Annotated in this window: 17 protein-coding genes; 15 read left to right on the forward strand and 2 right to left on the reverse strand. The window is 39.3% G+C overall.

Annotated features, from left to right (window positions below; all coding sequences use genetic code 11):
- Window positions 1–51 precede the first annotated feature (51 nt).
- The 11 genes from NYE79_RS04815 to NYE79_RS04865 all read left to right on the forward strand — a co-directional run bounded on the left by NYE79_RS04815 (window position 52) and on the right by NYE79_RS04865 (window position 13,953).
- Entirely contained in the window at window positions 52–723 is a 672-nt protein-coding gene (locus NYE79_RS04815; RefSeq protein WP_000151556.1) for a GTP pyrophosphokinase family protein, read from the forward strand.
- Entirely contained in the window at window positions 707–1,525 is an 819-nt protein-coding gene (locus NYE79_RS04820; RefSeq protein WP_000799063.1) for an NAD kinase, read from the forward strand. The genes NYE79_RS04815 and NYE79_RS04820 overlap by 17 nt, the downstream gene beginning before the upstream one ends.
- Entirely contained in the window at window positions 1,522–2,418 is an 897-nt protein-coding gene (locus tag NYE79_RS04825; RefSeq protein WP_216728353.1) for an RluA family pseudouridine synthase, read from the forward strand. Before NYE79_RS04820 ends, NYE79_RS04825 begins: the two co-directional genes overlap by 4 nt.
- Window positions 2,419–2,461: 43 nt before the next feature.
- Window positions 2,462–3,436 (forward strand): phosphate acetyltransferase, encoded by a 975-nt coding sequence (pta, locus tag NYE79_RS04830; RefSeq protein WP_049518760.1) that lies wholly within the window; start codon window positions 2,462–2,464, stop codon window positions 3,434–3,436.
- A gap of 82 nt (window positions 3,437–3,518) precedes the next feature.
- Window positions 3,519–4,697, forward strand: a complete 1,179-nt coding sequence (gene mutY, locus NYE79_RS04835; RefSeq protein WP_049478211.1) for an A/G-specific adenine glycosylase — start codon at window positions 3,519–3,521, stop codon at window positions 4,695–4,697.
- A 56-nt stretch (window positions 4,698–4,753) separates the two neighbouring features.
- Window positions 4,754–5,461 (forward strand): response regulator YycF, encoded by a 708-nt coding sequence (gene yycF / locus NYE79_RS04840; protein ID WP_049478212.1) that lies wholly within the window; start codon window positions 4,754–4,756, stop codon window positions 5,459–5,461.
- The gene (vicK, locus tag NYE79_RS04845) at window positions 5,454–6,803 is read left to right on the forward strand and encodes a cell wall metabolism sensor histidine kinase VicK (protein ID WP_000568721.1); all 1,350 of its coding nucleotides are present in this window, start codon (window positions 5,454–5,456) and stop codon (window positions 6,801–6,803) included. Before yycF ends, vicK begins: the two co-directional genes overlap by 8 nt.
- A gap of 1 nt (window position 6,804) precedes the next feature.
- Window positions 6,805–7,614 carry an MBL fold metallo-hydrolase gene (locus NYE79_RS04850; RefSeq protein WP_038806131.1) on the forward strand — a complete coding sequence of 270 codons (810 nt, stop codon included), beginning with the start codon at window positions 6,805–6,807 and terminating at the stop codon, window positions 7,612–7,614.
- A 108-nt stretch (window positions 7,615–7,722) separates the two neighbouring features.
- A complete protein-coding gene (locus NYE79_RS04855) occupies window positions 7,723–9,615 on the forward strand; it encodes an Eco57I restriction-modification methylase domain-containing protein (protein WP_339293828.1) in 1,893 nt (630 codons plus the stop codon).
- Between the two features lie 110 nt (window positions 9,616–9,725).
- Window positions 9,726–10,676, forward strand: coding sequence for an Abi family protein (locus NYE79_RS04860; RefSeq protein WP_000658134.1), 951 nt, complete (start codon window positions 9,726–9,728; stop codon window positions 10,674–10,676).
- A 22-nt stretch (window positions 10,677–10,698) separates the two neighbouring features.
- Window positions 10,699–13,953 (forward strand): DEAD/DEAH box helicase family protein, encoded by a 3,255-nt coding sequence (locus NYE79_RS04865; protein ID WP_216728356.1) that lies wholly within the window; start codon window positions 10,699–10,701, stop codon window positions 13,951–13,953.
- Window positions 13,954–13,987: 34 nt separating this feature from the next.
- Here NYE79_RS04865 and NYE79_RS04870 read toward each other — a convergent pair whose 3' ends face one another.
- Both NYE79_RS04870 and NYE79_RS04875 read right to left on the reverse strand, forming a co-directional pair.
- Window positions 13,988–14,335 (reverse strand): thiol reductase thioredoxin, encoded by a 348-nt coding sequence (locus tag NYE79_RS04870; RefSeq protein WP_000434662.1) that lies wholly within the window; start codon window positions 14,333–14,335, stop codon window positions 13,988–13,990.
- 110 nt (window positions 14,336–14,445) lie between these two features.
- Window positions 14,446–16,164 (reverse strand): phospho-sugar mutase, encoded by a 1,719-nt coding sequence (locus NYE79_RS04875; RefSeq protein ID WP_216728357.1) that lies wholly within the window; start codon window positions 16,162–16,164, stop codon window positions 14,446–14,448.
- Between the two features lie 408 nt (window positions 16,165–16,572).
- Here NYE79_RS04875 and NYE79_RS04880 point away from each other — a divergent pair, with 408 nt between their 5' ends.
- The 4 genes from NYE79_RS04880 (at window position 16,573) to NYE79_RS04895 (ending at window position 21,833) form a co-directional block, all read left to right on the forward strand.
- The gene (locus NYE79_RS04880) at window positions 16,573–17,727 is read left to right on the forward strand and encodes a DUF4352 domain-containing protein (RefSeq protein ID WP_084857492.1); all 1,155 of its coding nucleotides are present in this window, start codon (window positions 16,573–16,575) and stop codon (window positions 17,725–17,727) included.
- 78 nt (window positions 17,728–17,805) lie between these two features.
- On the forward strand, window positions 17,806–19,707 hold the full coding sequence (locus NYE79_RS04885) for an ABC-F family ATP-binding cassette domain-containing protein (protein WP_216728358.1): 1,902 nt from the start codon (window positions 17,806–17,808) through the stop codon (window positions 19,705–19,707).
- A 3-nt stretch (window positions 19,708–19,710) separates the two neighbouring features.
- Complete coding sequence (locus NYE79_RS04890; protein ID WP_049484113.1) at window positions 19,711–20,574, forward strand: XRE/MutR family transcriptional regulator; 864 nt, start codon at window positions 19,711–19,713, stop codon at window positions 20,572–20,574.
- Window positions 20,575–20,654: 80 nt separating this feature from the next.
- Window positions 20,655–21,833, forward strand: coding sequence for an MFS transporter (locus NYE79_RS04895; protein WP_049484112.1), 1,179 nt, complete (start codon window positions 20,655–20,657; stop codon window positions 21,831–21,833).
- Window positions 21,834–21,852 lie beyond the last annotated feature (19 nt).

Raw genomic sequence — 21,852 nt, forward strand, 5'->3', positions numbered from 1 at the left:
AAAAAATCAAAGATTTTCGACAGAGCAATCAAACATTACAAGGGAGAAAGTATGACCATAGAATGGGAAGAATTTTTAGATCCTTACATTCAGGCTGTTGGTGAATTGAAGATCAAACTTCGGGGAATTCGCAAACAGTATCGTAAGCAAAACAAGCATTCTCCGATTGAGTTTGTAACGGGTCGGGTAAAACCGATTGAAAGTATCAAAGAAAAAATGGCTCGTCGAGGAATTACATATGCAAGTCTGGAACATGATCTGCAAGACATTGCTGGTTTACGTGTCATGGTTCAGTTCGTTGATGACGTTAAAGAAGTAGTTGAGATTCTACGTAAACGCCAAGATATGAGAGTCGTTCAGGAACGAGATTATATCACTCATCGTAAGGCTTCGGGTTATCGTTCTTATCACGTGGTTGTCGAATATACTGTAGATACGATAAATGGGGCTAAGACCATCCTCGCCGAGATTCAAATACGGACTTTGGCTATGAACTTTTGGGCGACCATTGAACACTCGCTCAATTATAAATATCAGGGCGATTTTCCAGAAGAAATCAGGACAAGATTGGAAATTACAGCGAAAATAGCTCATCAACTGGATGAAGAAATGGGTAAGATTCGAGATGACATCCAGGAAGCGCAGGCTCTCTTTGATCCATTGAGCAGAAAATTAAATGACGGTGTAGGAAATAGTGACGATACAGATGAAGAATACAGGTAAACGAGTTGACCTCATAGCAAATAGAAAACCACAAAGCCAGAAGGTTTTGCATGAGCTGAGGGAAAAACTAAAGAAACAACATTTTATACTGAACGATACCAATCCTGACATCGTCATTTCGATTGGTGGTGACGGGATGCTTTTGTCCGCTTTCCACAAGTATGAGAATCAGTTAGACAAGGTTCGATTTGTAGGTGTTCATACAGGGCATTTGGGATTTTACACAGATTATCGTGATTTTGAGTTGGATCAGTTGGTGACCAATCTCCTACTCGATACTGGTGCCAAGGTTTCTTATCCTGTTTTGAATGTCAAGGTAACGCTTGAAAATGGAGAAGTGAAAATCTTCCGAGCCTTAAATGAAGCGAGTATCCGTCGATCAGACCGCACCATGGTGGCAGATATCATCATTAACCATGTTCCGTTCGAGAGATTTCGTGGAGATGGAGTGACTGTTTCAACTCCGACGGGTAGTACTGCCTACAACAAGTCCCTGGGTGGAGCTGTCTTGCATCCTACCATTGAAGCCTTGCAGTTGACGGAAATAGCGAGTCTTAACAACCGAGTCTATCGCACTTTGGGATCATCGATCATTATTCCCAAAAAGGATAAGATTGAACTCTTGCCGACACGCAATGATTATCACACGATATCAGTCGATAACAGCGTCTATTCATTCCGTAATATCGAACGGATTGAGTATCAAATCGACCATCACAAGATTCACTTCGTAGCGACACCAAGTCATACTAGTTTCTGGAATCGTGTCAAAGATGCCTTCATCGGCGAGGTGGATGAATGAGGTTCGAATTTACCGCAGATGAGCACGTCAAAGTTAAAACTTTCCTCAAGAAACATGAGGTTTCTAAGGGACTTTTGGCTAAGATTAAGTTTCGAGGCGGGGCTATTCTGGTCAATGACCAACCACAAAATGCGACTTATCTCTTAGATATTGGAGACAGGGTAACTATTGACATTCCAGCGGAGGAAGGGTTTGAGAGTCTTGAAGCAATTGAGCGTCCACTGGATGTTCTCTATGAGGATGACCATTTTCTGGTTTTGAATAAACCTTATGGAGTAGCTTCCATCCCCAGTGTCAATCATTCCAATACCATTGCTAATTTTATTAAGGGCTACTATGTCAAACAAGAATATGAAAACCAGCAAGTTCACATCGTGACTAGGCTTGATAGAGATACATCTGGTTTGATGCTTTTTGCCAAGCACGGCTACGCTCATGCACGTTTAGACAAGCAACTGCAACGAAAGTCTATCGAAAAACGTTACTTTGCTTTAGTTAAAGGAGCTGGTGTCTTGGAGCCTGAAGGGGAGATTATCGCCCCGATTGCGCGTGATGAAGATTCCATTATCACGAGACGAGTTGCCAAGGGTGGGAAATACGCCCATACATCATATAAAGTTGTCGCGTCTTATGGAAATATTCACCTAGTCGATATTCGTCTTCATACTGGACGAACTCATCAGATCCGAGTGCATTTTTCTCACATCGGTTTTCCTCTTTTAGGAGACGATCTCTATGGAGGAAGTTTAGACGACGGCATTCAGCGTCAGGCCTTGCATTGCCATTATTTATCTTTTTATCATCCCTTTCTAGAGCAAGATTTGCAGCTAGAAAGCCCCTTACCGGATGATTTCAGCAATCTTATTACTCAGTTATCAACTAATACTCTTTAAAAACTATTTGGAGTATAATTTATTTTCTTAAAGGAGAAAACTCATGGAAGTTTTTGAAAGTCTCAAAGCCAACCTGGTTGGCAAAAATGCTCGTATCGTTCTCCCTGAAGGAGAAGAGCCACGTATTCTTCAAGCAACAAAACGCTTGGTAAAAGAAACAGAAGTAATTCCTGTTTTGCTCGGAAACCCTGAAAAAATTAAAATTTATCTCGAAATCGAAGGGATCATGGATGGTTATGAAGTAATTGATCCCCAACACTATCCTCAATTCGAAGAAATGGTTGCTGCTTTGGTAGAGCGTCGTAAGGGCAAAATGACTGAAGAAGAAGCGCGCAAAGTTTTGGTTGAAGATGTCAACTACTTTGGTGTGATGCTAGTCTACTTGGGCTTGGTTGACGGTATGGTATCTGGTGCGATTCACTCAACTGCCTCAACAGTTCGCCCAGCCCTTCAAATTATCAAAACTCGTCCAAATGTAACTCGTACTTCAGGTGCTTTCCTCATGGTTCGTGGTACGGAACGTTACCTATTTGGAGACTGTGCCATTAACATCAATCCAGATGCAGAAGCTTTGGCTGAAATTGCGATCAATTCAGCAATCACAGCTAAAATGTTTGGTATTGAACCTAAAATTGCTATGCTAAGCTATTCTACTAAAGGTTCAGGTTTTGGTGAAAGTGTTGATAAGGTAGTGGAAGCTACAAAAATTGCTCACGACTTGCGTCCCGACCTTGAGATTGATGGTGAGTTGCAATTTGACGCTGCCTTTGTTCCTGAAACTGCAGCTCTTAAAGCTCCAGGAAGTAATGTAGCTGGTCAAGCAAATGTCTTTGTCTTCCCAGGTATCGAAGCAGGAAATATTGGGTACAAGATGGCAGAACGTCTCGGTGGTTTTGCGGCTGTCGGACCTGTTTTGCAAGGATTGAACAAACCAGTTAACGACCTTTCTCGTGGATGTAATGCAGATGATGTGTACAAGTTGACCCTTATCACAGCAGCTCAAGCAGTTCATCAATAAGATTTAGTCCTCTTTCCCATGGGAAGAGGCTTTTTAGTACTGAGAAAAGGACAGTTAGAAGCTTCTATGTTATACTAGATATATGTTAGATTTGAAAGAATACGGTATCGTCATGTGGCCGGAGGAGAAGATTATTTCTTTTCGTGAAAAACTCCTCAACTGGTATGATGAAAACAAGCGAGATTTGCCTTGGCGGAGAAGTAAAAATCCTTATCATATCTGGGTATCTGAAATCATGCTTCAGCAGACCAGAGTGGATACAGTTATTCCATACTACGAACGATTCTTGGACTGGTTTCCAACTGTTGAAAGTCTGGCCAATGCCCCTGAGGAGCGTTTACTGAAAGCATGGGAAGGTTTGGGCTATTATTCCCGCGTACGCAATATGCAGGCTGCAGCCCAGCAGATTATGGCTGACTTTGGGGGTCAATTTCCAAACACCTATGAAGGAATTTCTAGTTTAAAAGGGATTGGCCCTTACACTGCGGGAGCTATTTCCAGTATCGCTTTTAATTTGCCTGAGCCAGCGGTTGATGGCAATGTCATGCGGGTTTTGGCACGCTTGTTTGAGGTTAATCATGATATCGGAGTTCCCAGCAATCGCAAAATTTTTCAGGCAATGATGGAAATCTTGATTGACCCGAAACGACCAGGTGACTTTAACCAAGCTCTGATGGATTTAGGGTCTGACATAGAGGCTCCAGTTAACCCTCGACCAGAAGAAAGCCCTGTTAAGGACTTTAGCGCAGCCTATCAGAACGGAACTATGGATGTATATCCGATTAAAGAACCCAGGAAAAAACCTCTCCCAATTTATCTCAAGGCTTTAGTTGTACGCAATGACCGTGGGCAATATTTACTAGAGAAAAATGAAAGCGAGAAACTACTAGCCGGTTTTTGGCACTTCCCTTTGATCGAAGTTGATGATTTCTCAAGTGATGACGATCAGCTAGATCTCTTTTCACAAGTCAAAGAGGAAAGCAGAGCATTTGGACCAAGCCCTCAAGAAAACTTTGAGCAGGATTATGATTTAGAAGTGAATTGGTCCCAGCAAGTATTTGACCAGGTCAAGCATGTATTTAGTCATCGGAAATGGCATATTCAAATCCTAGCTGGTCAAGTGTTGGAAACAAAACAGTTTTCGGACAGAGAAATTCGCTGGGTTTCTCCTCAGGAGTTTTCTGATTATCCACTTGCGAAGCCTCAACAAAAAATTTGGCAGGCTTATAAAACAAGTTTTGAAGATGAAGGCTTACAGTAGCCATTTGTGCCTTCTTTACATTTTTTTGTTATAATAGATAAAGAAAAGGTGATAAAATGAAAAAAATATTAATTGTAGATGATGAGAAACCAATCTCAGATATTATTAAGTTTAATATGGTCAAGGAAGGTTATGAAGTTGTTACAGCCTTCAATGGTCGTGAGGCAATCGAGTTATTTGAAGCAGAGCAACCAGATATTATTATTCTCGACTTGATGCTACCTGAAATTGATGGTTTAGAAGTGGCTAAATCTATTCGTAAGACTAGTAGCGTGCCGATTATCATGCTCTCAGCTAAGGATAGCGAGTTTGACAAGGTTATTGGTTTAGAGTTAGGTGCAGATGATTATGTTACAAAGCCTTTCTCAAACCGTGAGTTGCAAGCACGTGTTAAGGCTCTGCTTCGTCGTACAGACCTAGTTTCTGTGGATAGCCAAGAGTCTGATGAGAAGAAGGCGCAACCGTTACAAATCGGTGATTTGGAAATCGTTCCAGATGCTTACGTGGCTAAGAAATATGGTGAGGAGTTAGATTTGACCCACCGTGAGTTTGAACTCTTGTATCACTTGGCATCTCATATTGGTCAAGTGATTACGCGTGAACACTTGCTTGAGACTGTATGGGGTTATGACTATTTTGGTGATGTTCGTACTGTGGACGTGACCATTAGACGCTTGCGTGAGAAAATAGAAGACACTCCAAGTCGTCCAGAGTACATTCTCACACGTCGTGGTGTTGGATACTATATGAGAAATAATGATTGAAGATATTAGACAAACTATTCTGACCAGCGATTTTATCTTTATCTTGATTTTACTTGGTTTTATCCTGGTGGTGACCTTGCTGTTACTGGAAAATCGTCGGGATAATATCCGTCTGAAGGAGATAAATCAAAAGGTTAAGGACTTGATTGCAGGTGATTATTCTCAAGTTTTGGACTTGCAAGGAAGTACAGAAATCACCAATATCACCAATAATCTGAACGATTTGTCAGAAGTTATTCGTTTGACCCAAGAAAATCTGGAACAAGAGAGTAAACGATTGAACAGTATTCTTTCTTACATGACAGATGGCGTTCTTGCGACCAATCGTCGTGGCCAGATTACTATGATCAACGATATGGCCAAGAAACAGCTCGGTGTGCAGAAAGAAGATGTTCTGAATAAAAGCATCCTCGAATTGCTTAAGATAGAAGATGAGTATGAGCTGCGTGACCTGATTACACAGATTCCTGAGTTGACGATTGACTCCCAGGATGTAAATGGGGAATACCTAAGCCTTCGTGTACGTTTTGCTCTGGTTCGTCGTGAGTCAGGTTTCATCTCTGGTTTGGTTGCTGTTTTACATGATACGACCGAGCAGGAGAAGGAAGAGCGTGAGCGAAGACTCTTTGTTTCGAACGTGAGTCACGAGTTGCGAACTCCTTTGACCAGTGTTAAATCTTATCTTGAAGCCTTGGACGAGGGAGCCCTGTATGATCCTGTTGCTCCTGATTTTATCAAGGTTTCACTCGATGAAACCAACCGTATGATGCGGATGGTGACAGATCTCTTGCATCTCTCTCGTATTGATAATACGACAAGTCAGCTAGATGTGGAATTGATTAATTTTACAGCATTCATCACCTTTATTCTCAACCGATTTGATAAGATGAGAAGTCAGGATGACGAGAAAAAATATGAACTTGTTAGAGATTACCCTATTAATTCAGTTTGGATCGAGATTGATACCGATAAGATGACTCAGGTGATTGATAATATTCTTAACAATGCCATCAAGTACTCACCAGATGGTGGGAAAATCACTGTTAGCATGAAGACCACTGATGACCAGATGATTTTATCCATCAAAGACCAAGGTCTAGGTATTCCAAAGCAAGATTTGCCGAAGATCTTTGACCGATTCTACCGTGTGGATCGTGCAAGAAGTCGGGCTCAAGGTGGAACCGGTCTAGGTCTGGCTATCGCAAAAGAAATCATCAAACAACACAATGGCTTTATTTGGGCCAAAAGTGAATACGGTAAGGGATCGACCTTTACCATAGTGCTCCCTTATGATAAGGATGCCGTAAAAGAAGAAATATGGGAGGACGAAATAGAAGACTAGAATGAGTGAAATAGGCTTTAAATACAGTATTTTAGCATCAGGTTCCAGTGGAAATTCCTTTTATCTGGAAACCCCAAAAAAGAAAATTTTAGTGGATGCAGGCTTGTCTGGTAAGAAAATTACCAGCTTGCTAGCTGAAATCAATCGCAAACCTGAAGATCTGGATGCGATTTTGATTACGCATGAGCATTCAGACCATATCCATGGGGTCGGTGTCTTGGCTCGTAAATATGGCATGGATCTTTACGCCAATGAAAAGACTTGGCAGGCTATGGAGAATAGTAAGTACCTCGGCAAGGTGGACTCTTCGCAGAAGCATATCTTTGAAATGGGCAAAACCAAAACCTTTGGTGATATCGACATTGAGAGTTTTGGTGTGAGCCATGATGCGGCAGCACCACAGTTTTACCGATTTATGAAAGACGACAAGAGCTTCGTTATGCTGACCGATACAGGTTATGTAAGTGACCGTATGGCAGGAATTGTCGAGAATGCGGACGGCTACCTCATCGAGTCCAACCACGATGTGGAGATTTTGCGAGCAGGATCTTACGCTTGGCGTCTCAAACAGCGAATTCTATCGGATCTCGGTCACCTTTCTAACGAAGACGGTGCTGAGGCCATGATTCGTGCAATGGGAAATCGAACAAAGAAAATCTATCTTGGTCACTTGTCCAAAGAGAACAATATTAAGGAGCTGGCTCATATGACTATGGTCAATCAGCTAGCCCAAGCTGATCTGGGAGTCGGAGTAGACTTTAAGGTTTACGACACCTCACCAGATACTGCAACACCATTGACAGATATATAAAAAAAGAAGGCGAGTGCCTTCTTTTCTTATGTTTAGCTATTATTTTCTACTCCAAACACCATCTAAAATATGATATAATAAGGTTTATAGTACGAGAAAGGTTGCCTTATGACGATAGATATTAGTGAAGAACAGTTGGCTATGGAGTCTGCTGACTTATTAAAAATTCTTTTAAAAGATCGAACTACCAAGAAAAATATTGTTTGGGCGACTCATTCTTATGAATTGTTGGGAAAGGGATTTGCTCCAAGTGATCGAATCACTCCAAGTAAGGTGACGGGAGTCTATGCAAACTTGATTCAACCCCGATCAGAAAAGTCTAAGTATGAGCAAAAAGACCGAACCAAGATTAGAGCCGAAGTTTTTACGCCAACTTGGTTAGTTGAAAAGCAAAATGGCTACGTGGAAGCTGAACTTGAAGCTCTGGATCTTGAAGATTATATCCAAGTCCGCTGGCTAGAAATTACCTGTGGTGAAGCACCTTATATGGTTACTCGCTATGATACCGTGACTGGTGAGGAAATTCCATTATCTGAGCGAGTTGGCTTTGTTGATAGAAAATTGCAGCGAATTAGTCGTGAGGTTTCAGATGAAGCCACCTTCTATGAGCTTGTAAAAGTAGCCTATCGTTCTTCCTATGGCTATGAGTACCAAGGAGATTCTCTGCTTTTGGCGCGTGAAAATCTTTTAGCAACATTTGAGGACTACTATCTTGCAAAGACTGGAAATCAACCGACCTTAGAGCAAAAGAAAGAAATTGCGACTATTATCTCCTACAATGTCTTTCAGATGGATGGTTTGAAAAAAAGCAGTCCTTACTCAGCTACACAAGAGCAATCTCAACAGCTAAGCTTGTTTTCAGATGAGCTAGAAGTTCAAGAATTAGAAGAATCTAAAACCCAAATTAAAGACTGGAAAAAGAATAAAATGATAGGTTTTGAGAGCCTATCTAGTGAGGAAAGTGAAATGAAATTTGATGTCGTGATAGGAAATCCGCCGTATCAGGAGGAATTACAAGGAACAAGTGATAAACCAATATATCATCATTTCATGGATGAATCTTATAAAATTAGTAGAAAATCAGTATTGATAACACCTGCAAGGTTTTTATTTAAGGCAGGGAAAACACCAAAATCATGGAATGAAAAAATGCTGTTGAATGAACATTTCAAAGTGATGTATTATGTTCAAGATTCTTCAAAAGTTTTTCCTGGTACGGATATTAAAGGTGGAGTGACGATTAGTTATCACGATAATGATAGAGTTTTTGGAGCGATTGAAACATATACCGCTTTTGATGAACTGAATTCAATTTATAAAAAAGTCTATCATAGAAATGATTTCAAATCTTTAAGTGACTATGTTTTTGCACCAGAAAGTTATAAATTAACAGAAGCCCTACACAGTGATTTTCCTAATTTCGTAGACAGGTTAAGTAAGGGTCATAAATTTGATGTGACAACAAATATTTTTGAAAAGTTGCCTGAAATTTTTACGGATGATAAACCAGAATGTGAATCAATTCAGTTAATAGGTAGGTTAAATAATGAACGTGTAATAAAATTTGTTCCAAAGAAATACATCAAAGGACCTGGGAATTTGGATAAATATAAGGTGATACTGCCAAAAGCAAATGGCAGTGGGGCGATTGGCGAAGTCCTATCGACCCCACTCGTGGGTACCCCACTCGTGGGTACCCCACTCGTGGGTCACACACAGACCTTTATTTCTATTGGTAAATTAGAAACATTGGATGAAGCAGATTCATTATTTAAGTATATAAAATCTAGATTTGCTAGGACTTTGTTAGGTGTACTAAAAATTACACAAGATAATAAAAAAGGAACATGGAAATATGTCCCTCTCCAAGACTTTACGGTCAATTCGGACATTGATTGGACACAATCAGTGGCTGATATTGACCTCCAGCTCTATAAAAAATATGACCTTTCTCCTGAAGAAATTGCCTTTATTGAGACTCATGTAAGGGAGATGGATTAGAAAAGTATTTTTATTTGACAAATTATGCTCAGTGATCTATAATAGACACATAGGATTAGGTCAGGAAGCATACGATGCCCTGACCCTTTTTTGTTTTATAGGAGATAAGTTTGAAGGAACATAAAACATTTAATCAACAGTTAACAATCTTAAGAAATAGGGGTGTTGTAGTCCCAACAAATGGGAAGCCAAAGAGATTTTTAGAACAAGAAAACTATTACAACGTTATAAACGGTTATAAAGATTTATTTTTAGTAAAGGGCAGCAATAATCAACCTGTTGAACCTGAAATTTATCAAGAAGGAACTCACTTTAACGAACTAAAGGCCTTGTTTTTATTTGATAGAGAACTAAGGATATTGTTATTGAAATATTTATTGATATTCGAAAATTCAATAAAGACTACAGTTGCATATGAATTCTCTAAAAAATACCCTCGTAAGAATGCTTATTTAGATATTGCAAATTTTGTAGACAATGATCCTAAAAAAGTTCTTCAACAAATCTCTATCTTAACAAAGACTATTCATGATAAGGTAGATAGAAGTGGCGCTATCAAACATTATATTGAAGAACACGGAGAAGTACCACTTTGGGTTTTAGTTAATTTTCTTACAATGGGGAACATTGCTAATTTTTACAACATTTTAACGGATAGTACAAAAAATATTATCGCAAAATTTTATACAGATAAATATAGAGCACAGAATAAAGACAATACATTTAGACTATCTAGTGCAGATTTAAGTGCATGTTTAAAAGTGGCTAACTTGGTTAGAAATATCTGTGCACATGATGAACGACTGTACAATGTTAATTTAAGAAATGTTCGAATATCTCAAATAGCAAATCATTTTGGGATAAGGAGATATGATAATAAACGTTTCATAGTGCTCATTCTATTTTTAAAAATTGTACTTGATAAGAAAGATTTTCAAAGATTGTATAAAGCTTTAAGAAATCTGTTCAATCAGTATGCTGATGAATTTAAAACTGTAGTGTTTGAGGATATTTTAAAGACTATGGGAATAGATTTAACAGAAATGGAAAAATTAGCTTAATTTTTTTAAAAAAGGAATACTTATGCCAGTAGAAATTAAAACTTCTAAAGAGATTCATCCTAAAATCTATGCCTACACCACCCCTACGGTAACAAGTAATGAGGGCTGGATTAAGATTGGTTATACAGAGCGTGATGTTACACAACGGATTAAAGAACAAACGCATACTGCTCATATAGATACAGATGTCTTATGGACTGGGGATGCAGCCTATACGGAAGAACCTGATAAGGGAAAGACATTTAAGGATCATGATTTCCACCATTTCCTTTCTTTCCATGATGTGGAACGTCGTCCTAAGACGGAATGGTTTTACTTTAATGGGACACCTGAGAAATCTAAAAATCTTTTTGATAAGTTTGTTCAGCATGATTTGTCTGGTTATCAGCCTGGCCAAGGACAGGACTATACTCTGCGACAAGAGCAAGAAGAAGCAGTTTCTAAGACCTTAACTTATTTCAAGAATCACCTAGGAGATAAGTTCCTCTGGAATGCCAAGCCACGTTTTGGTAAAACCTTATCTACCTATGACCTAGTTCGTCGAATGGATGCCGTCAATGTCCTGATTGTAACAAACAGACCTGCCATTGCCAACTCATGGTACGATGATTTTGAAAAATTCATAGCTGGTCAAACGACTTATAAGTTTGTTTCAGAGTCAGACAGCCTTAAATATCGCCCAACTTTGTCACGTAAAGAATTTGTTAGTATTTTAGATGACGATGTAAGACAGCTAGCTTTTATCAGTCTCCAAGACTTGAAAGGCTCTGCTTATCTTGGTGGAGAGCACAATAAACTCAAATGGGTCACTGATCTACATTGGGATTTGTTGGTTATCGATGAAGCGCACGAAGGAGTTGCTACCTTCAAGACAGACCAAGCCTTTAATAAGATTCGTCGAAACTTTACCTTGCATCTATCAGGAACTCCATTTAAGGCATTAGCCAAGGGAGAATTTACCGAGGAGCAGATCTACAACTGGTCTTATGCGGATGAGCAGGCAGCTAAAACTACTTGGTCGCCTGAGCAAGAAGAGGAGAATCCATATGGGAGCTTGCCTCAGTTAAATCTCTTTACCTATCAAATGTCTCAGATGATTGGTGAGGAGTTAGAAAAAGGTGCTCAACTAGACGGCGAAAATATCGACTATGCTTTTGACTTGAGTGAATTTTTCGCTACAGATGATAAAGGGAAATTTATCTATGAGCAAGATGTCAGAAATTGGTTAGATACTCTATCAAGCAATGAGAAATATCCATTTTCAACCAAAGAACTTCGGAACGAACTCAAGCATACTTTTTGGCTCTTAGAACGTGTAGCCTCAGCAAAAGCCTTAAAAGCACTGCTAGAGGAACATCCCATCTATGAAAACTATGAGATTGTGTTAGCTGCTGGTGACGGGCGTATGTCTGAGGAAGATGATAAGGTTAAACTCAAATCCCTAGACTTGGTTAGAAAAGCGATAGCAGAGAATGACAAAACCATTACCCTATCCGTCGGTCAGTTGACGACAGGTGTGACGATCCCTGAATGGACAGGCGTATTGATGTTATCAAACTTGAAATCACCTGCCATTTATATGCAAGCTGCCTTCCGTGCTCAAAATCCATACTCATGGAGCGATAACAAAGGAAATCACTTCCGCAAAGAAAGAGCCTATGTATTTGACTTTGCGCCAGAAAGAACCCTGATTCTCTTTGATGAGTTTGCAAATAACTTATCACTTGCGACTGCAGGAGGTGGTGGAACTTCCGCAACTCGTGAAGAGAACATCAGAGAACTCTTAAATTTCTTCCCTGTCATAGCAGAAGACCGTGCAGGTAAGATGGTTGAAATTGATGCTAAGGCAGTTCTGACTATACCGCGTCAAATAAAAGCTAGGGAAGTCCTCAAACGTGGCTTTATGTCTAACCTCCTATTTGATAATATCAGCGGTATTTTCCAAGCCAGTCAAACCGTTCTAGACATCTTAAATGAACTACCAGTTGAAAAGGAAGGCAAGTTACAAACACCTTCTGATTTACTAGACTTTTCAGGTGTTAAAGTGGATGATGAGGGCAATGCAGTGGTTGACCATGAAATCGTGGTCAATCAACAAGCACGACTTTTTGGTGAAAAAGTTTATGGGCTTGGTGAGTCTGTTGCTGAGTTAGTCACAAAAGATGAAGAAAGAACTCAAAAACAGCTGGTCAATGACTTGAGTAAGACCGTTTCTTCAGTAATTGTAGAAGAATTGAAGGCTGGATATGATCTGAAAACTCGGGAAACAGACCAGATCAAGAAACAAATTGTAGCAACATTTGAGAACGAAGTTCGAAAAAATGAGATAGAACGTAAAATTTCTGAAGCTCATATCAAGGAAGAGTTGCAACAACAGCTCAAGGAAGAAAATGATAAAGAGCAAAAAGATAAGATTCAAGAAGTTCTTGAAAAACGTTTAGAAGAAAATAATCTCATTCATAAAGAAAAACTAGAACAAACACTCAAAAAAGAAGTGGAAAAAATGCCTGAGAAGTTTATCGAGCAGGTTGAGGTCAAACGTGTTGAACAGTTGAAACAATCTGCTCAAGATGAGATTCGGGACCATCTTCGAGGATTTGCACGAACAATTCCAAGTTTCATCATGGCCTACGGCGATCAATCTCTAACACTTGATAATTTTGACACCTTTGTTCCTGAGCATGTCTTCTTTGAAGTGACTGGTATTACGATTGACCAATTTCGTTATTTGAGAGATGGTGGGCAGGATTTTGCAGGACATCTCTTTGATCGAGCAACATTTGATGAAGCCATCCAGGAATTTCTTCGCAAGAAAGAGGAGTTGGCAGATTATTTTAGAGATCAGAAAGAAGATATTTTCGACTATATTCCACCACAGAAAACCAATCAGATTTTTACTCCTAAACGTGTGGTGAAGAGAATGGTGAATGACCTTGAAAAAGAAAATCCAGGAATCTTTGATGATCCATCTAAGACATTCATTGATTTGTACATGAAGTCAGGCCTTTATATTGCAGAGCTTGTTAAGCGGCTATATAACAGCAATGGTTTACGAGAAGCATTTCCAAGTCCTGAAGAACGCTTAAAACATATCCTAGAAAATCAAGTTTATGGATTTGCACCTTCAGAAATAATCTATAATATTTCCACTAACTTTATCTTTGGAAATCTCTCCCAAGGGATCAGTAGAAAGAACTTTGTTCTAGAAGATACAATCCCTGCAGCTAAAGAAGGGAAAATCCAAGAATTGGTAGATAAATATTTTGAATATAAGTAAAAAAGAAGGCGAGTGCCTTCTTTTTTATATATTTTTACAATCCAGCAAAGTCCTTGATTTCTTGTGCGGACATGGAAGAGTCGCAACGGACATTGATTTGGCCATCTGCAACGTGGACAAATCCTGGCACAGTTGGTATTCCATAACGTGAGCGGAATTCTTGCAATTCATTGAGTTGGCTTGGTTCTTCACTGTTGATGAAGTAGATGTGGGCTTTAGTTTCAGCTACGACACCTGCCAATGTGCCAGCAAATTTACGGCAGTAAGGGCAAGTTTTACGGCCAATAAAGAAGGTTGCTGTTTCTTTATTATCGAGTGCTTCTTGTGCACGCGCAACTGTAGTGACTTCAAGGTCTTTAATGTTTTCTAAAAATTGTTCCATGAGATTACCTCGCTTTCATTGATAAGTCTAGTATGCCATAAAGTTTCTAAAAATGCTTAGATTTGATACGAAAAAAGATGAGATTGGTTGGTCTCATCTTTTATAATTTATTATTTAACAAAAGCATTGATTTCCGCTTCGATGTTAGCAATCTTAGCTTGTGAATCTTCGTTGCTTTCACCCACAACGGCAATGTAGAACTTGATTTTTGGTTCTGTACCTGAAGGGCGAACTGCAATCCAAGAACCATCCGCAAGAGTGTATTTCAAAACATCACTTGGAGGAGTTGTCAAGTTTGTAACAGTACCGTCAGCAGCAGTAGCAGTTTGAGCCTTGAAGTCTTCTACGACAGTGATAGCTGTTGCGTTCCATTCTTTTGGAGCATTGTTACGGAACTTAGCCATAATCGATTTGATTTGTTCAGCACCATCAACACCAGAAAGGGTAACAGAGATGGTCTTTTCAGCGTAGTAGCCGTATTCTTTGTAGATTTCTTCGATACCGTCAGCAAGTGTCAAACCACGTGAACGGTAGTAGGCAGCAAGCTCAGCAACGACAAGAACAGCTTGAATAGCATCTTTATCACGTACGAATGGTTTGATCAAGTAACCGAAGCTTTCTTCAAATCCCATCATGTAAGTGTGATTGTGTTTTTCTTCGAATTCTTGGATTTTTTCAGCGATAAATTTGAAACCTGTCAAAACGTTGAACATAGTTGCGCCGTAGCTTTCAGCAATCTTCGTTACCAAGTCAGTTGATACGATAGATTTACATAGGGCTGCATTTTCAGGAAGAGTTCCAGCATTTTTGTGGGCTTCCAAGATGTATTTAGCCATGATAGCGCCGATTTGGTTACCTGAAAGGTTGAGGTAGCTTCCATCTTTTTGAAGAACTTCAACACCAACACGGTCAGCGTCAGGGTCAGTTGCAACAAGCACATCTGCACCAACTTGACGACCAAGTTCTTCAGCAAGTGCGAAGGCTGCTTGGCTTTCTGGGTTTGGAGATTTTACAGTTGAGAAGTCAGGATCAGCAGTTGCTTGTGCTTCAACAACTTGAACAGAGTCAAATCCTGCTTGAGCAAGAGCACGACGAGCCAACATTTCACCCGTACCATGAAGTGGTGTGTAGACAATCTTCATGTCTTTACCGAATTCTTCAATCAAGGTTGGATTGATGTTTACGTCTTTAACTTCTTTAAGGTATTCTACATCAACAGCTTCGCCGATAACTTCAATCAAGCCAGAAGCTTTTTCAGCTTCGACATCAGCAACTTCCACAGCGAATGGATTTTCGATTGCACGAATGTAAGTTGTCAAAGCATCTGCATCATGTGGAGGCATTTGTCCACCGTCTTCACCATAAACCTTGTAACCGTTAAATGGAGCAGGGTTGTGACTGGCAGTAATCATGATACCTGCGAAACAGTTGAGGTAACGAACTGCAAATGACAGTTCTGGAGTTGGACGGAGGCTTTCAAATACGTAAGATTTGATACCATGTTTTGCAAGAACTGCAGCAGATTCAAAGGCAAACTCAGGTGAGAAGTGACGGCTATCGTAGGCAATTGCTACACCACGTTCTTTTTCATTTCCGCCTTTTGACTCAATCAAACGAGCCAAACCTTCGGTGGCTTGACGAACAACGTAGATGTTGATGCGGTTTGTACCAGCACCAATCAAACCACGCATACCAGCAGTACCAAATTCAAGATTGGTATAAAAGGCATCTTCCTTAGTTTTTTCGTCCATATTTTCTAAATCTTGACGAAGGTAGTCTGGAAGGTTAGCAAAATCGACCCATTTTTGATAATTTTCTTGGTAAGTCATAGAGTGTCTCCTTTGTTTATTTGCTTTAATCGCTTTCATTATATCACGATTTGACATTTTAGTAAAACGTTAGCATAACTTAAAATGTAGGAAATTTACTTTTTCTTTTTTGTGGTTAAATGGTGAGTACTGTGCTTACTTATACTAAGTTAGCGATGAAAATCAATTATCTAATTTTTTAAAATATTAAAAGTTTATAGTATTTTTGTGGAATGATTAAATAAAGTAAATCGTCAATATTGTATTCTATTCTTTTTATAAAGAATCCTTTAATGTATCAAATGAACAGATAGAAAAATTTAAGTTAAAACTCTATAAATTTAAGATATTTTGAAAATATCTGGTTTCTGTTTTGAATTTTATAGGGCGTATGGTAAAATATAGTAAATCATTAAAGGAGAATCCATTATGAAAAAAATTCTTAAGCATTCTGCTTTGCTTTTATCAGCTTTAGCACTTGTTGCTTGTGGAGCTCAAAAAAAAGCAAGCGACAATGGTACTGCCTCGAACTCAAACTTTGAAGTTTCAGTAAAAGACGGTATGTTTGTATTGCCTAAAGATGAAGATTCATCTTCAAGCTACCTTGCGCTTCAAGTCGAAATCAAGAACAATCGTGATAAACAGTTTAGTTTTACTAGCCAAGATATTACGCTTTATAATGAAAAAGATGAAAAATTACAACCAATTCAAATCTACGAAAGCGACAGTAAAACTAAATTTATGTCATATGGTGATAGTCTTTCTAAAGGAAAGAGCGTTGCTGGTTATGTAGTATATGAAGTCGACAAGAACGCTAAGTATGAACTCCACTTCGCACCTAGCTTTTACGATGACATCAAAGAAAATTCTAAAAAGAATAACGATGTAGCAATCAAGGTGGATCCAAGTCAGTACGAAGATCATATTGATGAAGCGAAAGATGTAATGAAAAAATATGTCGATGCTGTTTACCTTAATGGGGAAAGTTCTGGTGGTGGAACGAACCTAAGTGCTACTGATAATAAGTCACAAGTTGTTGCGCTTGCTGATGATAAAAAATCTTCTGATAATAGTGCTGAATTCACAAACGATGCGAAAGCTGATAAAGAAGAGTTTATCAAGAAATTTACAGAATCGTTCGGAAAAGGCTTCTATAACTACAAACCGTCTGATTCAGAACTTAGAACATTCGCAGATGCCTACATCAAAGCAAATGCTAAGAGAGCAAAAGTTGATTACAAGGTGAAGACATACTTACCAGACTATGCTGTTGTTTATGTTAGACCAGAAACAATCGACTTGGATAACTTGAATGTTTATGAATTGAGCCGTAAATTTTACGAAGAAAACAAAGGTAAATATAGCAACTACTCTGAAGCTATGAAAGCTGGTGAAAAATACATTTTAGAAAATGCACCGAGTCAATTTGATTCAACTCCTCTAGACACTAGTGATAACATGAAGAAAGAGGGTTATGAAATTAAAATGACTAAGAAAGATGGAAAATGGACCATCGATACCTCTTCTAAAAACTATGAATTGAAAGATATGGCTCGCACATTCCGTGGAGGCATTGGATACTAAGATGAAAGGTTCGAGTTTATGACTCGAACTTTTTTCGTTGCAATTGTGCAAAAGAGAAAAAGATAGTAAAATAGAGATATGATTATTTTACAAGCTAATAAAATTGAACGATCTTTTGCTGGTGAGGTTCTTTTTGATAATATTAATCTGCAGGTAGATGAACGAGACCGAATTGCTCTTGTTGGGAAAAATGGTGCAGGTAAGTCTACTCTTTTAAAGATTTTGGTTGGGGAAGAGGAGCCAACTAGTGGAGAAATCAATAAGAAAAAAGATATTTCTCTGTCTTACCTAGCCCAAGATAGCCGTTTTGAGTCTGAAAATACCATTTATGATGAAATGCTCCATGTCTTTGATGATCTACGCCGTACGGAGAAACAACTGCGTCAGATGGAGTTGGAGATGGGTGAAAAGTCTGGTGAAGATCTAGATAAACTAATGGCGGATTATGATCGTTTATCAGAGAATTTCCGTCAGGCTGGTGGCTTTACCTACGAAGCTGATATCCGCGCTATCTTGAATGGTTTCAAGTTTGACGAGTCTATGTGGCAAATGAAAATTGCTGAGCTTTCAGGTGGTCAAAATACTCGTCTTGCACTGGCTAAAATGCTCCTCGAAAAGCCAAATCTCTTGGTCTTAGACGAGCCGACCAACCACTTGGATATTGAGACCATTGCCTGGTTGGAAAATTACCTAGTCAACTACAGTGGCGCTCTCATCATTGTTAGTCACGACCGTTACTTTTTGGACAAGGTTGCGACGGTTACACTCGATTTGACTAAGCATGACTTGGATCGTTACGTAGGCAATTACTCTCGTTTTGTTGAGTTAAAGGAGCAAAAGCTAGCTACTGAGGCAAAAAACTATGAAAAGCAACAGAAGGAAATCGCGGCTCTAGAAGACTTTGTCAATCGCAATCTAGTCCGAGCTTCAACGACCAAACGTGCTCAATCTCGCCGTAAACAACTAGAAAAAATGGAGCGTTTGGACAAGCCTGAAGCTGGCAAGAAATCAGCCAACATGACCTTCCAGACGGAAAAAACATCAGGCAATGTTGTCCTGACTGTTGAAAATGCAGCTATTGGCTATGATGGGGAAATACTTTCAGAGCCAATCAATCTCGACCTTCGTAAGATGAATGCTGTTGCGATTGTCGGACCAAACGGCATTGGGAAGTCAACCTTTATCAAGTCAATAGTAGACCAGATTCCTTTTATCAAGGGAGAGAAGCGTTTTGGCGCTAATGTGGATGTTGGTTACTATGATCAGACTCAAAGTAAGCTAACAGCAAGTAATACTGTTCTGGATGAACTTTGGAATGATTTTAAACTGACACCAGAAGTTGAAATCCGCAACCGTCTTGGTGCCTTCCTTTTCTCAGGAGATGATGTTAAAAAATCAGTTGGCATGCTGTCAGGTGGCGAGAAAGCTCGTTTACTTTTGGCTAAATTGTCTATGGAAAACAACAACTTCCTGATCCTTGACGAGCCAACCAACCACTTGGATATTGATAGCAAGGAAGTGTTAGAAAATGCCCTGATTGACTTTGACGGAACCCTTCTTTTTGTCAGCCACGACCGTTACTTTATCAATCGTGTAGCCACTCATGTACTGGAATTGTCTGAGAGTGGTTCAACCCTCTACATTGGAGATTATGACTACTATGTTGATAAAAAGGCTGAAATAGAAGTCAGCCAGACAGAGGAAGCTTCAACTAGCAATCAAGCAAAAGAACCGAGCCCAGTCAATGACTACCAGGCCCAGAAACAAAGTCAAAAAGAAGTTCGCAAACTCATGCGACAAATAGAGAGTTTAGAGGCTGAAATCGAAGAGTTAGAAAGTCAAAGCCAAGCCATTTCTGAACAAATGCTGGAAACCAACGATGCTGAAAAGCTCATGGAATTGCAGGCTGAACTGGACAAAATTAGCCATCGTCAAGAAGAGGCTATGCTTGAGTGGGAAGAATTGTCGGAGCAGGTGTAAGAAATGGAACATCTTGGAAAGGTATTTCGTGAATTTCGAACAAGTGGGAAGTACTCCTTAAAAGAGGCAGCAGGTGAATCATGTTCAACCTCTCAATTATCTCGCTTCGAGCTTGGGGAGTCTGATCTAGCAGTTTCTCGGTTCTTTGAGATTTTGGACAATATTCATGTGACTATTGAAAATTTCATGGACAAGGCTAGGGATTTTCAAAATCATGAACATGTTGCCTTGATGGCACAGATTATTCCGCTTTACTACTCAAATAATATTGCAGGTTTTCAAAAGCTTCAAAGAGAACAACTTGAAAAAGCTAAGAGTTCGACCAATCCCCTCTATTTTGAGCTGAATTGGATTCTGCTACAAGGACTGATTTGTCAAAGAGATGCTCGTTACAGGATGAGGCAGAGTGATTTGGAAAAGGTAGCAGATTATCTTTTTCAAACAGAAGAATGGACTATGTATGAGTTGATTCTTTTCGGAAATCTCTATACTTTCTACAATGTGGACTATGTAGCTCGGATTGGCAGAGAAGTCATGGAGCGGGAAGACTACTACAAGGAAATTGGTCGGCATCGTAAACTCGTTTTGATTTTATCTCTTAACTGTTACCAGCATTGTTTGGAAAACCGTTCCTTTGCGGATGCGGACTATTTTGAGGGCTATGTGGAGAAGTTGATTGGAAATAGTATCAAGCTTTATGAGCGCAATATCTTCCATTATCTCAAAGGTTTTGCCCAATACCAGAGAGACTTGAAAGAAGAAGGATGTAGTCAGATGCAGGAAGCTATGCATATTTTTGATGTGCTTGGACTTCCAGAGCAAGTGGCTTACTATCAGGAACATTATGAAAAATTTGTTAATGCTTAAATTTCCCAAATAAGGGAAAAATAAAGAGACTCCTTTCAGTTTTGATACAATAGTTTCAAAATTTGAGAGGAGTCTTTTATATGAATCGACATGCAATCCAGTTGATTAGTCGTGGTGCTATTAATAAAATTGGAAATATGCTCTATGATTATGGAAACAGTGTTTGGTTGGCATCAATGGGAACCATAGGGCAGACTGTTCTTGGGATTTATCAGATTTCTGAACTCGTCACATCGATTCTGGTCAATCCCTTTGGTGGAGTGATTTCAGACCGCTTTTCGCGTCGCAAAATTTTGATGACGACGGACTTGATTTGTGGTATTCTCTGTTTAGCTATTTCTTTCATCAGAAATGATAGCTTGATGATTGCTGCTCTGATCTTCGCAAATATTGTTCAGGCAGTTGCCTTTGCATTTTCTCGTACAGCCAACAAAGCCATTATAACTGAGGTTGTAGAGAAAGACGAGATAGTGACCTATAACTCTCGCTTGGAGTTAGTTTTACAGGTTGTAGGAGTCAGTTCTCCGGTGCTTTCTTTTCTCGTTTTACAATTTACCAGTCTCCATATGACTCTTGTTTTAGATGCCATTAGTTTTTTCATCGCATTTACCTTAGTAGCTTTTCTCCCCAAAAAAGAGACTCAGGAACAAGTGAAAAGGACCTTCAGTTGGAAAAATCTTTTTTCTGATATGAAAGAAGGGATTCGCTATATTTGGTGCCAGCAAGAGATCTTTTTCCTTTTGGTAGTAGCTTCCAGTGTTAATTTCTTTTTTGCAGCTTTTGAATTTCTCCTCCCTTTTTCAGAACGGCTTTACGGGGTAGAAGGAGCTTATGCAACTATTTTGACTATGGGCGCTATTGGTTCGATTATCGGAGCTCTTCTAGCTAACAAAATAAAGGAAGGTGTTTATAATCTTTTGATTCTATTGGCCTTGACTGGAGTTGGAGTATTTATGATGGGATTACCACTGCCAACTTTTCTTTCCTTTTCTGGAAATTTAGTTTGTGAACTGTTTATGACGATATTTAATATTCACTTTTTTACTCAGGTTCAAACCAAGGTTGAGGGGGAATACTTGGGAAGAGTACTAAGCACCATTTTTACCTTAGCCATCCTATTTATGCCGATTGCAAAAGGCTTTATGACGGTGCTACCAAGTGTCCATATCTCTTCTTTTCTGATAATTGGAAGCGGGGTTATTGTCCTGTCTTGTCTATCCCTCGTTTATGTGCGAAGTCATTTTGAAAAAGAGTTATAATTTCTCTTTTTTAGAAAAT

Source organism: Streptococcus sp. FSL W8-0197, assembly GCF_037963785.1.
Lineage (GTDB): Bacteria > Bacillota > Bacilli > Lactobacillales > Streptococcaceae > Streptococcus > Streptococcus oralis_CQ.

What these genes read in the sequence shown, in the direction of transcription:
- NYE79_RS04865 (WP_216728356.1), top strand. Translation starts at nt 10,699, where the DNA reads ATGCCAGTAGAAATTAAAACTTCTAAAGAGATTCATCCTAAAATCTAT.
- NYE79_RS04875 (WP_216728357.1), bottom strand. Translation starts at nt 16,164, where the DNA reads ATGACTTACCAAGAAAATTATCAAAAATGGGTCGATTTTGCTAACCTT.
- NYE79_RS04815 (WP_000151556.1), top strand. Translation starts at nt 52, where the DNA reads ATGACCATAGAATGGGAAGAATTTTTAGATCCTTACATTCAGGCTGTT.
- yycF (WP_049478212.1), top strand. Translation starts at nt 4,754, where the DNA reads ATGAAAAAAATATTAATTGTAGATGATGAGAAACCAATCTCAGATATT.
- NYE79_RS04850 (WP_038806131.1), top strand. Translation starts at nt 6,805, where the DNA reads ATGAGTGAAATAGGCTTTAAATACAGTATTTTAGCATCAGGTTCCAGT.
- NYE79_RS04825 (WP_216728353.1), top strand. Translation starts at nt 1,522, where the DNA reads ATGAGGTTCGAATTTACCGCAGATGAGCACGTCAAAGTTAAAACTTTC.
- NYE79_RS04855 (WP_339293828.1), top strand. Translation starts at nt 7,723, where the DNA reads ATGACGATAGATATTAGTGAAGAACAGTTGGCTATGGAGTCTGCTGAC.
- NYE79_RS04820 (WP_000799063.1), top strand. Translation starts at nt 707, where the DNA reads ATGAAGAATACAGGTAAACGAGTTGACCTCATAGCAAATAGAAAACCA.
- NYE79_RS04890 (WP_049484113.1), top strand. Translation starts at nt 19,711, where the DNA reads ATGGAACATCTTGGAAAGGTATTTCGTGAATTTCGAACAAGTGGGAAG.
- NYE79_RS04880 (WP_084857492.1), top strand. Translation starts at nt 16,573, where the DNA reads ATGAAAAAAATTCTTAAGCATTCTGCTTTGCTTTTATCAGCTTTAGCA.
- mutY (WP_049478211.1), top strand. Translation starts at nt 3,519, where the DNA reads ATGTTAGATTTGAAAGAATACGGTATCGTCATGTGGCCGGAGGAGAAG.
- NYE79_RS04895 (WP_049484112.1), top strand. Translation starts at nt 20,655, where the DNA reads ATGAATCGACATGCAATCCAGTTGATTAGTCGTGGTGCTATTAATAAA.
- NYE79_RS04885 (WP_216728358.1), top strand. Translation starts at nt 17,806, where the DNA reads ATGATTATTTTACAAGCTAATAAAATTGAACGATCTTTTGCTGGTGAG.
- vicK (WP_000568721.1), top strand. Translation starts at nt 5,454, where the DNA reads ATGATTGAAGATATTAGACAAACTATTCTGACCAGCGATTTTATCTTT.
- NYE79_RS04870 (WP_000434662.1), bottom strand. Translation starts at nt 14,335, where the DNA reads ATGGAACAATTTTTAGAAAACATTAAAGACCTTGAAGTCACTACAGTT.
- pta (WP_049518760.1), top strand. Translation starts at nt 2,462, where the DNA reads ATGGAAGTTTTTGAAAGTCTCAAAGCCAACCTGGTTGGCAAAAATGCT.